The organism is Stenotrophomonas sp. Steno-C17, assembly GCF_056393165.1.
Map to the genome: position 1 here is coordinate 91,726 of NZ_JBWJPD010000014.1, position 14,432 is coordinate 106,157.

Genomic DNA, 14,432 nt, shown 5'->3' on the forward strand with positions numbered 1-14,432 from the left:
CTGACAGTCGACTCTACCGAGCGCAGCGCGGGGTTTTCGCGCCCGACCAGGGGCAGTCGACTGACAGTCCACAAGCAGTCGACTGACAGTCGACTCTACCGCGGGTCGCTCCGTTATCATCGCTGGATGAAGTCTGATGCCCATCCGCGCCCGATCCGGCCGTTGCCGGAAATCCTGATCAACCAGATCGCCGCCGGCGAGGTGGTCGAGCGCCCCGCGTCGGTGGTCAAGGAGCTGGTCGAGAACGCCATCGATGCCGGCGCCAGCCGCGTCGATATCGAGCTGGAGGAAGGCGGTGTGCGCCTGATCCGGATCCGCGACAACGGCAGCGGCATCGCGCCGGAGCAGTTACCGTTGGCAGTGTCCCGCCATGCCACCAGCAAGATCGCCGATCTGGACGATCTGGAATCGGTGGCCACGCTGGGCTTCCGCGGCGAAGCGCTGCCGTCGATCGCCTCGGTCAGTCGTTTCACCCTGGCCTCGCGCCGCGCCCACGACGAGCACGGCTCGGCGCTGCAGATCGAGGGCGGCAAGATCGGTGAGGTGACCCCGCGCGCGCATGCGCCGGGCACCACGGTGGAAGTGCGCGAACTGTTCTACAACGTGCCGGCACGACGCAAGTTCCTGCGCGCCGAACGCACCGAACTGGGCCACATCGAAGAGTGGCTGCGTTCGCTGGCGCTGGCGCGGCCCGACGTCGAGCTGCGCGTTTCGCACAACGGCAAGGCATCGCGGCGCTACAAGCCCGGTGATCTGTACTCCGATACGCGGTTGGCGGAAACGCTGGGCGAGGATTTCGCCACCCAGGCCGTGCGCGTGGACCACACGGGTGCGGGCCTGCGCCTGCATGGCTGGATCGCGCAGCCGCACTACTCGCGGGCCAGTGCCGACCAGCAGTACCTGTACGTGAACGGCCGGTCGGTGCGTGACCGCAGCGTGGCCCATGCAGTGAAGATGGCCTACGGCGATGTGCTGTACCACGGGCGGCAACCGGCGTATGTGCTGTTCCTGGAACTGGACCCGACGCGGGTGGACGTGAACGTGCACCCGGCCAAGCATGAGGTGCGTTTCCGTGATTCGCGGCTGGTGCATGACTTCGTCTACCGCACGCTGAAGGACGCGCTGGCCGATACCCGCGCCGGTGTGTCCGCGCAGGAGATTGGTGCCGGCCCGGCCCACCCCGTGGACGCAGGTGGCGCGCCGATGGTGTCCAGTGCCGGGGCGTCGGGCTTCGGCCTGGTGCGCGGCCCCGCGCCCGGTTCGGGAAGCGGCGGCGGGGGTGGTTTTTCCGGCTGGCGCCCGCAGCAGCCGCTGGGCCTGCAGGTGGCCGATGCGCCGGCCGCCTACGCCGCGCTGTATGCCGCACCCGCTGCGGGCGAGCGCAGCGGCGCGCTGCCGCCCATGCCGAGCGAGAACGGCCTGCCGGTAACCAGTGCCGATGCCGGCGTGCCGCCGCTGGGCTACGCCATCGCCCAGTTGCACGGCATCTACATCCTGGCCGAGAACGCCGAAGGCCTGATCGTGGTGGACATGCATGCCGCCCACGAGCGCATTGGTTACGAACGCCTGAAGAACGCCCACGATGGCATCGGCCTGCAGTCGCAGCCGTTGCTGGTGCCGATCACCCTGGCTGTCGGCGAGCGCGAAGCCGATACCGCCGAGACCGAAGCGGACACGCTGGCCGCACTGGGCTTTGAAGTGACCCGTGCCGGCCCGGGCGCACTCCATGTGCGCAGCATTCCGGCGCTGCTGGCCAATGCCGAGCCGGAAGGCCTGCTGCGCGACGTGCTGACCGACCTGCGCGAACACGGCCAGAGCCGGCGCATTGCTACGGCCCGGGACGAACTGCTGTCGACCATGGCCTGCCACGGCGCCGTGCGCGCCAACCGTCGCCTGACCGTGCCGGAAATGAACGCGCTGCTGCGCGACATGGAAATCACCGAGCGGTCCGGCCAGTGCAACCACGGTCGACCGACCTGGGCCCGTTTCTCGCTGGCGGAGATCGACCGCTGGTTCCTGCGCGGCCGTTGAGCAGCGCCACGTTGAGGGGAGCATCGATGCGTTACCGGGGAGCGGGCGGCCTGCTGGTCGCCCTGGCGCTGGCAGCCTGCAGTCCGGCCCCTGCGCCGGTGCCGGCGCAGGTCGAGGATCCAGCCTATGCGGCGCAGCAACAGCAATGGCGCGTGCAGCGCTACCAGGATCTGGTGCGGCCCGATGGCTGGACGGCGCTGGTGGGCCTGCATTGGCTGCAGAACAAATCGCACTTCATCGGCAGTGGCGCCACCAGTGGCATCCGTCTTGCCGTGGGCCCGGCCAAGCTGGGCCTGCTGCGCCGTGAAGGCACGCAATGGTGGTTCACCCCCGAAGCGGGCACCGATGTGACCCATGACGGGCAACCCGTGCGGGGCCGGATCCGGATGGACACCGACAAGGATGCGCAGCCGACCTTGCTGGCGTTCGATGGTGGCAAGGGCCAGCTGAGCCTGATCCGCCGGGGACCGCGCGATGCGCTGCGGGTAAAGCACGCCGATGCGCCCGCCCGGCGCGATTTCGCCGGCCTGCAGTACTGGCCCGGCGGTGCACAGTGGCAGGTGCCGGCGCGCTTCATTCCTCACCCGGCAGGCAAGACCCTGCCGATCGTCGACATCACCGGCCTGACCACCGACATGCCCAATGCGGGTGCGGTGGAGTTCGAGCGCGACGGGCGCCCGTGGCGGTTGGAGGCCATCGGTGAGCCTGGCCAGCCGTTGTTCCTGATCTTCGCCGACCGCACCAGCGGCCATGGCAGTTATCCGGCCGGTCGCTACCTGGATACCGCCGCGCCCGCCGCAGACGGCACGCTGACCCTGGACTTCAACCACGCCTACAACCCGCCCTGCGCATTCACCGCCTATGCGACCTGCCCGCTGTCGCCGCCGGAGAACCGGATCGACCTGCGCGTGGACGCGGGCGAAAAGGCCTACCACCTGCCCCCTGGAGAAGGCTGACCATGCCGATCAGAACCCTGTTGCGCAGTGCCGCGTTGCTGCTGGCCGTCGCGCTCGCACCGCTGGCCGCTGCACGCGGCGCCCCGGCCGATACCGCTGCCAGCAAGCCGCCGGTGCCGCTGCTGTGGAAAGTGACCGGGGCCGGGGACGCGCGCGTTTACCTGCTGGGTTCCTTCCACCTGCTGACCGCACAGGACTACCCGCTGTCGGCCGATGTTGAAAAGGCCTTCGACGCCTCGCAGCGCGTGGTGTTCGAACTGTCGCCGGAAGACATGCAGTCGCCCGAGCTGTCCAGCCGCATGGTGCAGGCAGCCACCCGCACCGATGGCAGCGAACTCAAGCGCGATCTGGACGAAGCGACCTGGCAGAAGCTGCAGGCCTTCGCTGCCAGCAACAACCTGCCGCTGGCGCAGTTGCAGGGCATGAAGGCCTGGTTCGTGGGCCTGACCATTTCGGTCGGGCAGATGCAGAAAATGGGCCTGGACCCGGCACTGGGGCTGGACCGGCATTTCATGGAACGCGCGCAGAAGACCGGGCGCAGGACCGCCGGACTGGAAGATATTGATACGCAGATCAGCATGCTCGATGGCATGAGTGCCACCGAACAGCGGCAGATGCTGGCCGAAGCGCTGGACGAGGTGGACAAGGGCGATGCGCAGGCCCGCCAGCTGCACGACGCCTGGCGCCGCGGCGATGATCGCCTGCTGTGGAACAAGATGGCCGTGGAGATGCGCCAGCAGTACCCGCAGCTCTACCAGCGCATCAACACCGGGCGCAACAAGGCCTGGGTGCCGAAGCTGGTGCCGTACCTGCAGGCCGGGCAGGGTGGCACCCTGGTGGTGGTGGGCGGGCTGCACGTGCTGGGCAGCGATGGGCTGGTGGAAAAGCTCAAGGCCAAGGGCTACAAGGTCGAGCGCGTCTGCACGGGGTGCAAGCGGTAGATCCACCCCACGCGTGGATGACGCGGCAACGACGGCTGCAACAGAAAACGGCGCGCCAGGGGCGCGCCGTTTTCGTGTCGTGCGGCGAAGCGCAGGCGCTCAGCGCCGGGTCTTGCCGCCGGTACCGGTCCCCACGTTGCTGTCGCTGGGCTTGTTGCCGGTTCCGGTGCCGCCCGGGCGCGGGCCGCCGAAGCCGGCGCCCATGTTGCGCTGGAACTCCTGCCACAACTCCAGGTTGCGTTCGGTCAGCTGGTTCATCATCGCCCACGGGGTCTGCCCCAGCAGGTTGCCCATCTGCTGGCGGAACTGCTGCTGCTGGTCCAGGAAGACCTGCATGCTGCGCTCCAGGTAGTTGCCCATGAAGCCCTGCAGGGAATCGCCATAGAAGCGGATCAGCTGGCTGAGCAGCTGGGTGGACAGCATCGGCTCGCCGTCCTGTTCCTGGTCGGCAATGATCTGCAGCAGCACCGAGCGGGTCAGGTCGTCGCCGCTCTTGGCGTCGCGGACCTCGAAGTCCTCGCCGTCCAGGATCAGCTGGCGCACGTCCTCGATGGTGATGTAGCTGGAAATCTCGGTGTCGTACAGACGACGATTCGGATACTTCTTGATGATGCGGGTCGCAGCCATGAAGCGGTACTCGTCACAGTAGATGCGCAGCATGGCGCAGTGCACAAGCCTTGGCAACCGCCCCAGCCCGCGCCGGGCTTGGGTTTGCACGCCGATCATGTTGCGCAGCAAGGGTTTGCGTGCTGCGCAGCATGGCCACTGGGTGGCGGCGAAGATGCGTTGCCGCCACCGCCGCTGCGCGGCTTACCAGCCCATGTGGTGGCCGCCGTTGATGTCCAGGTTGCTGCCGGTGATCCACGCGGCCTCATCGGCCACCAGGAAGGACACGCCATAGGCGATTTCCTCCGGCTTGCCCAGGCGCCCGGTGGGGATGTCGGCAATGATCTTGGCGCGGACTTCTTCCGGCACGGCCATCACCATGTCGGTGGCGACATAGCCCGGCGAAATGGTGTTCACGGTGATGCCGAAGCCGGCGTTCTCGCGCGCAAGCGAGATGGTGAAGCCGTGCATGCCGGCCTTGGCCGCGGCGTAGTTGGCCTGGCCGTACTGGCCCTTCAGGCCGTTGATGGAGCTGATCTGGATGACCCGGCCCCAGCCACGGCGGCGCATGCCTTCGATCACCGGGCGGGTGACGTTGAACACCGAATTGAGGTTGGTGTTGATCACATCGTGCCACTGCTCGGCGCGCATGCGATGGAAGGTGGTGTCACGGGTGATGCCGGCATTGTTGACCAGGATCTCGACCGGGCCCAGTTCGGCCTCCACCGCGCGCACCATGGCCTCGGCGCTGGCCGGGTCGGAGACGTCGCCGGGGAAGATCGACACGCTGTAACCGCGCGCGGTCATCGCCTGCTGCCAGGCGCGGGCCTTGGTCTCGTCGCGGTAGTTGGTGGCGACCCGGTGGCCCTGGTCGGCCAGGCGTTGGCAGATGGCGGTACCGATGCCGCCGGTTCCGCCGGTGACCAGTGCGACGCGAGATGTCATGGAATGCTGTCCGGGTTTCAGGTGGGGGAAGGGGGATTCTGCAACATCGGCGCGGAAAGTGCGCCGTCGGCCAGCAGGATGTCCTGGCGCGGCAGGCGGGCCGGATCGAAGGCGTGCTGCGCGGCCTGCAGCAGGGCGTGCAGGTCGTCGCCACCGTCCAGGGCCGACGGGTCCTGGCCCAGCAGCGCCCACAGCCAGCGCAGCACCGGCAGCGGCCGGGCACTGTCCACCGGCCGCGCGGCCAGCGATTTGGACAGTTTGTGACCCGGGGCATCCAGCAGCAGCGGCAGGTGCCAATAGTGCGGTAGGGCCAGCCCCAGAGCCTGCTGCAGCAGGATCTGGCGGGCGGTGGAATCCAGAAGGTCGGCGCCGCGCACCACCTCGGTCACGCCCTGCGCGGCATCGTCCACCACCACCGCCAACTGGTAGGCCCAGCAGCCATCGGCGCGGCGCAGCACGAAATCGCCGACCTCGGCGTGCACGTCCTGTTGCTGCGGGCCGCGCAGGCCATCGACGAACTGGACCACGCTGCCCGGCGGCACGCGGAAGCGGACGGCTGGGTCCGGTCGCGGTGGCCGGTCCACGCAGCGGTGATGGATGCCGCCGCTGGCCGCCAGGTCGCTGCGGCTGCAGTGGCAGACGAAGGCCTGGTCGCTGGCCAGGAGTACGTCCAGCGCGGCCTGGTAGGCCGCGTTGCGCTCGCTCTGCCACAGTACCGGGCCATCGTGGGCCAGGCCGAAACCGGCCAGCGTGCGCAGCTGTTCGTGCGCGGCACCGGGCACCGTGCGCGGCGGATCCACGTCTTCGATACGCAGCCGCCACAGGCCGCCGTGATGGCGCGCAAGCAGCCAGCTGCCGAAGGCGGCAAGCAGGGAACCGGGGTGGAGCAGGCCGGTGGGCGAGGGCGCAAAGCGGCCGCAGGGGATGGGGGAGGTCATGCTGGCTGAATCGTCGGTCAGGTTGGCGCTTGAATTCAAGCTGACTGCACCGCAAATTGGCAGATATCGACCCCTTCCGAGCCGGAATTTCCCATGTTTACCCGCATCGCACTCTTTCTAGCCACGAACTTTGCCGTGCTTATCCTGGCCAGCATCGTGATGTCGCTGCTGGGGGTCAATCCCAGCCAGATGAGCGGCCTGCTGGTGATGGCCGCGATCTTCGGTTTCGGCGGTTCCTTCATTTCGTTGCTGCTGTCCAAGTGGATGGCCAAGCGCTCCACCGGCGCGGTGGTCATCACCGAGCCGCGCAACCCCACCGAGCGCTGGCTGCTGGCTACGGTGGAACGCCAGGCCAAGGCGGCCGGTATCGGCATGCCGGAGGTGGCCGTGTATGACGGCCCGGAAATCAATGCGTTCGCCACCGGCGCCAACCGCAACAATGCGCTGGTGGCGGTGTCCACCGGCCTGCTGCACAACATGAGCGAAGACGAGGCCGAGGCAGTGCTGGGCCACGAGATCGCCCACGTGGCCAACGGTGACATGATCACCATGGCGCTGCTGCAGGGTGTGCTGAACACCTTCGTGATCGTGCTGGCGCGCGTGGTCGGCGGCGTGATCGACAGCGCGCTGTCGGGCAACCGCGAAGGCGGCGGCCGTGGTTTCGCGTACTACATCATCGTGTTCGTGCTGGAGATGGTGTTCGGCCTGTTCGCCACCATGATCTCGATGTGGTTCTCGCGCCACCGCGAATTCCGCGCCGATGCCGGCGGTGCCTCGCTGGCCGGCCGCCAGAAGATGATTGCCGCGCTGGAACGCCTGCAGCTGAACCATGGCCAGAGCACGCTGCCCAGCCAGATTGCCGCTTTCGGTATTGCCGGTTCGACCGCCAAGAAGCTGTTCATGAGCCACCCGCCGCTGGAAGAGCGCATTGCCGCCCTGCGGGCTTCGACGGTGGCGTAAGCCTCCGCTTTCAAGGTAGTGCGGAAACGCCTGGCCTCGCGCCGGGCGTTTTTGTTTGCGGTGATATATGCGTCGGTGATCCCACAGCTGCACTCGGTAGATCCACGCCACGCGTGGATGCTGTTGCTGTTGCTGTTGCTGTTGATCTTGACCTTCCAGTCCGCCTTGAGCGAGCCGAGCATCGCAGGTGAAGCAGGGGCGAAGAGGCGCCGGTGTTTGAGCGCAGCGAGTTCGGCGCCGTCCCCTGATTCGCCGAGAAGCGCAGGGCACCGGCGTGCGCAGCACGTCGGCTCGCGGTCGGCGGAGCGTTTCTTTGGTTACTTTCTTTGCGCGCAAAGAAAGTGACACCCCTCCGCGGTCGCGGAAACCAATCTCCGGGCGCACAAACGAAAACGGCACCTTCGCAGGTGCCGTTTCAGTGAATCGCGTTACGTGGACGCTCAGAACTTGGCGTCGAACTCGGCGGCGTAGGCGGTGTTCACCAGCACCTTCTGCAGCGACTCGGCCACCTTCAGGTTGCCGGCCACGATCTGGTGGGTGTCCGGGCCGCGGTTGTCCATGCGGCCCAGGGTGGCGCCCTTGAAGTCGCAGACCTTGCCGCCGGCTTCGCGCACCAGCAGCAGGCCAGCGGCGACGTCCCAGGCCTTCACGCCGGCTTCGAAGTAGGCATCGGCGCGGCCGCAGGCCACGTAGGCCAGGTCCAGCGCGGCCGAGCCGGTGCGACGCACGTCTTCGGCGTGTACCAGCAGGGCGTCCAGGGCCTTCAGCTGTGCGCTGGCGCGGCTGCGCTCACGCGGCGCGAAACCGGTGTGGATCATCGTGCCTTCCAGGTCCTTGCGGTCGGCCACGCGGATGCGACGGTCGTTGAGCACCGCGCCGGCACCGCGGCTGGCGGTGAACAGTTCGTTGCGCAGCGGGTCGAAGATCACCGCGTCAGTCGGTTCGCCGTTTTCCACCAGGGCGATGGACACGCAGTAGTGCGGCACGCCACGCAGGTAGTTGCTGGTGCCATCGAGCGGATCGATGACCCACATCTGGCGACGCTCGCCCTGCACGCCGCCTTCTTCACCGAAGATGCCGTAGTCGGGGTAGGCGCGCTTGAGTTCCTTGACGATCACCTTTTCCGCATCGGCATCGACTTCGCTGGCGTAGTCCATGCGGCCCTTCTGCACCACATTCAGCGCCTCGAGCTTGTTGATGTTGCGCAACAGGACGTTGCCGGCGAGGCGGGCGGCCTTGACCATGACGGTGACGGCGGGTTTCTGCATGGCGTGGGCTCCCGGAAAGGCAGAAGAGAAGGGCTGGCGGGGGAAAAGAGCGGGTCCGGCGCAGTGGCCGGCCGCACAGTTTACCATTGGTCTTCGTCCAGCTCGACCTTTTCCCTGTTCATGTCCCAGTTTCCTGCCGCCACCCGTATCCGTTTCGTCCTTGTTGGTACCCAGCACCCCGGCAACATGGGGGCCGCCGCGCGTGCCCTGAAGACCATGGGCCTGGCCCGGCTGGTGCTGGTCGCCCCGGAAAAACCGCTGGACGAGGAGGCCTTCCGCCGCTCGGCCGGCGCCGAAGACGTACTGGGCGACGCGCCGGTGGTGGCGACCCTGGCCGAGGCCGTGGCCGACTGCACCCTGGTGCTGGGCTGCACCGCGCGTGCGCGCCGCGTGCAGTTGGAGGAATTCCTGCCGGCCGACGCGGCCGCCCGTGCGGTGGACAAGGCCGGGCAGGGCGCCGAGGTGGCGCTGGTGTTCGGTCGCGAGCGTACCGGCCTGACCAATGAAGAGCTGCAGCTGTGCCACGCCGCCGTGCATATTCCGTCCGATCCGGCGTTCAGTTCGCTCAACCTGGCGGCAGCGGTGCAGGTCCTGGCCTATGAAACCCGCATGCGCCTGCTGGGCCAGCAGCCGGTGGCCCCGGCCGAAGACGGCGTGCGTGAGCAGGCCGCCAGCCACGAACAGCTGGAGAGCTTCTTTGGCCAGCTCGGCCAGACCCTGGACGAGATCGATTTCCACAAGGGGCGCGCGCCCGAATCGGCCATGCGCAAGCTGCGCCGCCTGTTCCTGCGGGCCGAGCCCAGCGAACAGGAAGTGCGTCTGTTGCGCGGCATCCTGGCCGATGCCCAGCGCATGGCGCGGCTGGCGCAGCCCAAGGACGGCCAGGGCTGACGAAGTTCTCATTTTTTCAGGTAGTCTGTCGCGATTACCTGGGGGATGAAACGTGTTGTCGGGTCTGCGAAAGGCAATGCAGGGGGGACTGCTGAGCCTGGCCTGGGGCCTGCTGGCCGGGATGGCGCATGCTGCGCCGGCGCCCGACCCGGTCCTGGTGCTGGGGCGGATCAGTGATGATCCCAAGGTGCACTACGAACAACTACAGCCGCTGTTGGATTATGTGGTCGCGCGCATGCACGACGTCGGCATCCGCGAAGGCCGGATCCTGATGGCCCGCGACCCGCAGCAGATGGCCAGCTACCTGCGCCGCGGGCGGGTCGACTGGGTCACGGAAACGGCCGGCACGGCCGTTGCGCTGGGCCTGCGCAGTGGCGCCCGTCCGTTGCTGCTGACCGAGCGCAGCGGCGTACGCGAATACCACACGGTGTTCTTCGTGCGCCGCGACAGTGCACTGCAGCGTGTGGAAGACCTGCGCGGGCATCGCCTGGCCCTGCAGAACACGGCCTCCACCAGCGCCTATCTGGTGCCGGTGATGACCCTGCTGGACCATGGCTTGAGCCCGCAGATCCTGGCCGGCAGCTGGGACCTGCCGGGGCCCGATGCGGTGGGCTACGTGTTCGCCCGCAGCGAGCTGAACGTGGCCACCTTCGTGCACAAGGGGCTGGCCGATGGCGGTGCGGTCAGCAGTGTGGACTGGGACGATGAACGGCGGGTGCCGGCGGCGTTCCGCCGCGACTTCCGCGTCCTGCTGCGCACCGAGCCGTATCCGCGCGCGTTGGAGGTGGTACGGGCCGACCTCGACCCGCGGGTGCGCGAACGGCTGCAGCAGGTGCTGCTGCAGGCGGCGGCCGACCCACGCGCGCAGGTGGCGTTGCAACGGTTTTTTGGGACTTCCGGGTTCCACCGCGTCGATGCGCATGCGCAGCAGCGGTTGGACGAACTGAAACAAGGGTTGATGCGCGTGCGGATGGACGTTGAATGAAGTGGCTCGGCTCCGGGATGCAGGCCCGATTCCTGCTCGCCATGGGCGGGGCGATGCTGGTGGTGATTGCGATCCTGGCCGTGCTGCTGGGGCGCCAGGCGTCGATGCAGAGCGAGGTGAAGACCCTCAGCGGCGGCGTGATCCATGAACTGTTCGACCGCAGCGTGCGCAGCCGCGGCGAGGCGTTGGCGCGTGAGCTGTCCGATTCGCTGGCCAACCCGCTGTACTACAACGACCTGGACCAGGTCGGCGCGCTGGTGCGCGGCACGGCGCGGCAGCCGGTAGTGCGCTACGTGCTGGTGTTCGATGAGCATGGGCGCCTGGTCCACGACGGCTCGGTCGACGTTGCCGGCTTCGGCCGGGCGATGGACGATCCCCTGGCGCGTGGCGCCGTGGCGGCGCAGGGCCTGGTCGTGCAGCAGTCGCCGACGGTGCTGGACAACGCCATGCCGATCACCGTGGGCAAGCAGCGTATCGGCGGTGTGCGCGTGGGCATGGCCCTGGACGAGGTGCATGAGCGCGAAGTGGCGGCCAACGCGACGCTGGGGCAGCGCCTGCAGCAGGTCGGCAGCCGCCACCTGGGCTGGCTGCTGCTGATGCTGGGCCTGCTGGTGGTGATCGGCGTGGTGGTCATCATGTACGTGCAGCGCACGCTGGTGACGCCCATCCGTGAACTGGCCGCCGCGGCACGCCGCATCGAGGCAGGTGATTACCAGGCGCCGCTGGCCGAAAACACCCGCGACGATGAAGTGGGTGAGCTGGTGCGCGGCTTCGCCCGCATGCGCGATGCCATTGCGCGCCATGACCGCGAAGTGCGGCACATGGCCTACACCGATGCGCTCACCGGGCTGACCAACCGGTTGGCGTTCCGCGAGGCGCTGGACCATCGCCTGATGGCCGCGCGCGCCTCCGGGCACCGGCTGGGGCTGCTGTTCGCCGACATCGATGATTTCAAGCGGGTCAACGACACGCTGGGCCACGAGGCCGGTGACGAAGCACTGCTGCAGTTCGCCCAGCGCATCACCCGCGCGGTGGCCGAAGCCGGTGGCGATGAGGCGCTGCTGGCGCGGTTCGGCGGCGATGAATTCGTGATCCTGGTCGGCGATGGTGACGTGGCGGCCAACGCGCGCCTGCTGGCCGAAGTGCTGGTGCGCGAGCTGGGCAAGCCGCTGGTGGTGCAGGGCCGTGAGCTGTTCCTGGGCACCTCGATCGGCGTGACCCTGTTCCCCGACGATGCGGCCGATGCGACCACGCTGCTGAAGAACGGCGACATCGCCATGTACCAGGCGAAGATGGCCGGCAAGAACTGCTTCCGCTATTACAGCCGGGCCATGGACCACGCGGTCGAGCGCCGCGTGCACATGGAACAGGAGCTGCGCGGGGCCTGGGAGCGCGGCGAACTGCGCCTGGCTTACCAGCCGATCTTCCGCATGCGTGACCGCCGCCTGGTGGGCGTGGAAGTGCTGCTGCGCTGGCAGCACCCCACGCTGGGCACCATTCCGCCGTCGGTGTTCATTGAAGTGGCCGAGCAGAGTGGGCTGATCGAGGTCATCGGGCCGAAGGTGCTGCGCGCCGCCTGCATGGAGGCCTCGCAATGGCCGCGCGGCATGGCTGGCGATGAACTGTTCGTGTCGGTGAACGTGTCGCCGCGGCAGTTGCGCGGCGGTGAGCTGCCCGCGCTGGTGGCGCAGTGCCTGCACGAGTCTGGTCTGCCCGCGTCACGCCTGCACCTGGAACTGACCGAAACGGCGGTGATCGGCGATGAAATGGTTGCGGCCCAGCTGCTGGACAAGCTGCACCGGACCGGTGTGAAGGTGTGGCTGGATGACTTCGGTACCGGCTTCTCCGGCCTTAGCCACCTGCGCCAGGTGCCGGTGGACGGGGTCAAGATCGACAAGAGCTTCGTGGCCGACATGCAGCGCGACCCGGATGATCTGGCCCTGACCACGGCCATCATCGCCATGGCCCATGCGCTGGGCATCACCGTGGTGGCCGAGGGCATCGAGCAGGAAGCGCAGTTCGAGCTGCTGGCCCAGCGCGGTTGCGACCTGGGCCAGGGCTACCGGTTGAGCCACCCGGTAACCGCCACCGAAGTGGTGCGGATGATCGAATCGGGGCTTTGACAACCCGATGTCCTGGGGTCAGATCCCTCTCGCACGAAAAGGGCTCTGACCCCAGCCCAGGCCTTACACCGGGCGCTTGCTGGGGTCGCCGGGCAGTTCGCGCACCAGCTTGGGGACCAGGTAACCGGACAGCCGCGCGGTCAGGCCGCCCACCAGGGCCTTGGCCTGGACATCGTCCACCTCGAAGTGGGCCACGCCTTCCACCCGGTCCAACTGGTGCAGGTAATACGGCAGCACGCCGGCGGCGAAGCTGCGCTCGCTCAGGTCCTGCAGGGCCTGCACGCTGTCGTTCACCCCGCGCAGCAGCACGGCCTGGTTCAGCAGTTGCGCACCGGTGCCGCGCAGGCGCGCCATGGCGGCATCGACGTTGGCGTCGAATTCGTTGGCATGGTTGGCGTGGACCACGATGGCCAGCGGCCAGGGCAGGCTGCCCAGCCAGGCCAGCAGTTCATCGTCCACCCGTTCGGGCAGCACGATGGGCAGGCGGGTATGGATGCGCAGGCGGCGCACGTGCGGAATCTGCCGCAGCGCATCGGTCAGTTCCACCAGCTTGTGGGTGGCCAGTGACAGCGGGTCGCCGCCGGACAGGATCACCTCGTCGATGTCCGCATCGTCGGCGATGGCCTGCACCGCCTCCTGCCAGCCGCCCTTGGCCGCGTTTTCCGCGCCGTAGTCGAAGTGCCGGCGGAAGCAGTAGCGGCAGTTGATCGCGCAGCTGCCGGTGGCCACCAGCAGGGCACGGCCACGGTACTTCTGGATGACCCCGGTGGCCTTTTTGGCTGCTCCATCGCCCACCGCATCAAAGCTGAACCCAGGGACCACCTGCATTTCCGCGTCGATCGGCAGGACCTGGCGCAACAGGGGGTCATGGGCATCGCCGTGGCGCATGCGGGCGACGAACCCCTGCGGCACGCGCAGCGCGAACTGCGCCATGGCGGCCTCGGACACCCCCAGTGCGGCCGGGTCCAGACCCAGCTGGGCCAGCAGTTGCTGCGGGTCACGCAGTGCCTGCCGCCAGAGCTGCTGCCAGCGCGCGGGCGCGCCCGCTGACTGGGTGCGGGGGAAGGCGGAAAGCTGCATGGAGAGGGGGCCTGCGGTTATCATGGGGGCATAAATCAGTTGCCCACCGGGGTTCCGGTGGGCTTTCCATTCTATCCGGCTCGCCGCACCCGCGGCGGTTTTGCCATTTGAGGAGCTTGAGCATGGCCACTGTGGGCATGAATGACGTCAAGAACGGGATGAAGATCCTGGTCAACAACGAACCGGCGGTCATCACGGATACCGAATATGTGAAGCCGGGCAAGGGCCAGGCCTTCACCCGCGTGAAGTACCGCTTCATCCGTTCGGGCCGCGTGGTGGAACTGACCATGAAGGCGACCGACGATCTGGAAGTGGCCGACGTTGTCGACACCGACATGAACTACATGTACAGCGATGGCGAGTACTGGCACTTCATGGACCCGGAAACCTTCGAGCAGGTGCAGGCCGACAAGGCCGGCATGGGCGGCGCCGAAAAGTGGCTGAAGGGCGAAGAAGCCTGCATCGTGACCCTGTTCAACGGCGCGCCGATCTTCGTGCAGCCGCCGAACTTCGTTGAACTGAAGATCACCGAAACCGATCCGGGCGTGCGTGGTGACACCTCGGGCGGCGGCGGCAAGCCGGCCACCCTGGAAACCGGTGCCGTGGTGCGCGTGCCGCTGTTCGTCAACCAAGATGAAATCATCAAGGTTGATACCCGCTCGGGTGAATACTCCTCGCGCGTTAAGTAATCCGGCGTAGCCGGATTAC

Annotated in this window: 13 protein-coding genes; 8 read left to right on the forward strand and 5 right to left on the reverse strand. The window is 67.7% G+C overall.

Annotation, left to right across the window (positions count from 1 at the left end):
- Window positions 1-126: 126 nt before the first annotated feature.
- From mutL to AC06FA_RS13785, 3 genes are read left to right on the forward strand one after another with little or no spacing between them, the layout of a single operon-like run.
- On the forward strand, window positions 127-2,031 hold the full coding sequence (gene mutL / locus AC06FA_RS13775; protein WP_478068787.1) for a DNA mismatch repair endonuclease MutL: 1,905 nt from the start codon (window positions 127-129) through the stop codon (window positions 2,029-2,031).
- 26 nt (window positions 2,032-2,057) lie between these two features.
- A complete protein-coding gene (locus AC06FA_RS13780) occupies window positions 2,058-2,987 on the forward strand; it encodes a DUF1684 domain-containing protein (protein ID WP_478068788.1) in 930 nt (309 codons plus the stop codon).
- A 2-nt stretch (window positions 2,988-2,989) separates the two neighbouring features.
- The gene (locus tag AC06FA_RS13785; RefSeq protein WP_478068789.1) at window positions 2,990-3,928 is read left to right on the forward strand and encodes a TraB/GumN family protein; all 939 of its coding nucleotides are present in this window, start codon (window positions 2,990-2,992) and stop codon (window positions 3,926-3,928) included.
- Window positions 3,929-4,027: 99 nt separating this feature from the next.
- On the opposite strand, the gene phaR is transcribed toward AC06FA_RS13785, so the two are convergent.
- From phaR to gluQRS, 3 genes are all read right to left on the reverse strand, one after another.
- Complete coding sequence (gene phaR / locus AC06FA_RS13790; RefSeq protein WP_478068817.1) at window positions 4,028-4,555, reverse strand: polyhydroxyalkanoate synthesis repressor PhaR; 528 nt, start codon at window positions 4,553-4,555, stop codon at window positions 4,028-4,030.
- 183 nt (window positions 4,556-4,738) lie between these two features.
- Window positions 4,739-5,479: an acetoacetyl-CoA reductase gene (gene phbB, locus AC06FA_RS13795; RefSeq protein WP_478068790.1), complete on the reverse strand. Its 741-nt coding sequence runs from the start codon at window positions 5,477-5,479 to the stop codon at window positions 4,739-4,741.
- 17 nt (window positions 5,480-5,496) lie between these two features.
- Complete coding sequence (gluQRS, locus tag AC06FA_RS13800) at window positions 5,497-6,417, reverse strand: tRNA glutamyl-Q(34) synthetase GluQRS (RefSeq protein ID WP_478068791.1); 921 nt, start codon at window positions 6,415-6,417, stop codon at window positions 5,497-5,499.
- Between the two features lie 93 nt (window positions 6,418-6,510).
- Here gluQRS and htpX point away from each other — a divergent pair, with 93 nt between their 5' ends.
- Window positions 6,511-7,377, forward strand: coding sequence for a protease HtpX (htpX, locus tag AC06FA_RS13805; RefSeq protein ID WP_108750152.1), 867 nt, complete (start codon window positions 6,511-6,513; stop codon window positions 7,375-7,377).
- Window positions 7,378-7,817: 440 nt separating this feature from the next.
- Here the strand turns inward: htpX and AC06FA_RS13810 are convergent, their stop codons facing one another.
- Complete coding sequence (locus AC06FA_RS13810; RefSeq protein ID WP_312708085.1) at window positions 7,818-8,645, reverse strand: inositol monophosphatase family protein; 828 nt, start codon at window positions 8,643-8,645, stop codon at window positions 7,818-7,820.
- Window positions 8,646-8,765: 120 nt separating this feature from the next.
- Here AC06FA_RS13810 and AC06FA_RS13815 point away from each other — a divergent pair, with 120 nt between their 5' ends.
- The 3 genes from AC06FA_RS13815 to AC06FA_RS13825 all read left to right on the forward strand — a co-directional run bounded on the left by AC06FA_RS13815 (window position 8,766) and on the right by AC06FA_RS13825 (window position 12,644).
- Entirely contained in the window at window positions 8,766-9,536 is a 771-nt protein-coding gene (locus AC06FA_RS13815; protein WP_478068792.1) for an RNA methyltransferase, read from the forward strand.
- Between the two features lie 76 nt (window positions 9,537-9,612).
- A complete protein-coding gene (locus tag AC06FA_RS13820; RefSeq protein WP_478068793.1) occupies window positions 9,613-10,521 on the forward strand; it encodes a phosphate/phosphite/phosphonate ABC transporter substrate-binding protein in 909 nt (302 codons plus the stop codon).
- On the forward strand, window positions 10,518-12,644 hold the full coding sequence (locus AC06FA_RS13825; protein WP_478068794.1) for a putative bifunctional diguanylate cyclase/phosphodiesterase: 2,127 nt from the start codon (window positions 10,518-10,520) through the stop codon (window positions 12,642-12,644). Before AC06FA_RS13820 ends, AC06FA_RS13825 begins: the two co-directional genes overlap by 4 nt.
- A gap of 63 nt (window positions 12,645-12,707) precedes the next feature.
- Here AC06FA_RS13825 and epmB read toward each other — a convergent pair whose 3' ends face one another.
- Entirely contained in the window at window positions 12,708-13,748 is a 1,041-nt protein-coding gene (epmB, locus tag AC06FA_RS13830) for an EF-P beta-lysylation protein EpmB (protein WP_478068795.1), read from the reverse strand.
- Between the two features lie 98 nt (window positions 13,749-13,846).
- Here epmB and efp point away from each other — a divergent pair, with 98 nt between their 5' ends.
- Window positions 13,847-14,413, forward strand: a complete 567-nt coding sequence (gene efp / locus AC06FA_RS13835) for an elongation factor P (RefSeq protein ID WP_108750146.1) — start codon at window positions 13,847-13,849, stop codon at window positions 14,411-14,413.
- Window positions 14,414-14,432: the final 19 nt, after the last annotated feature.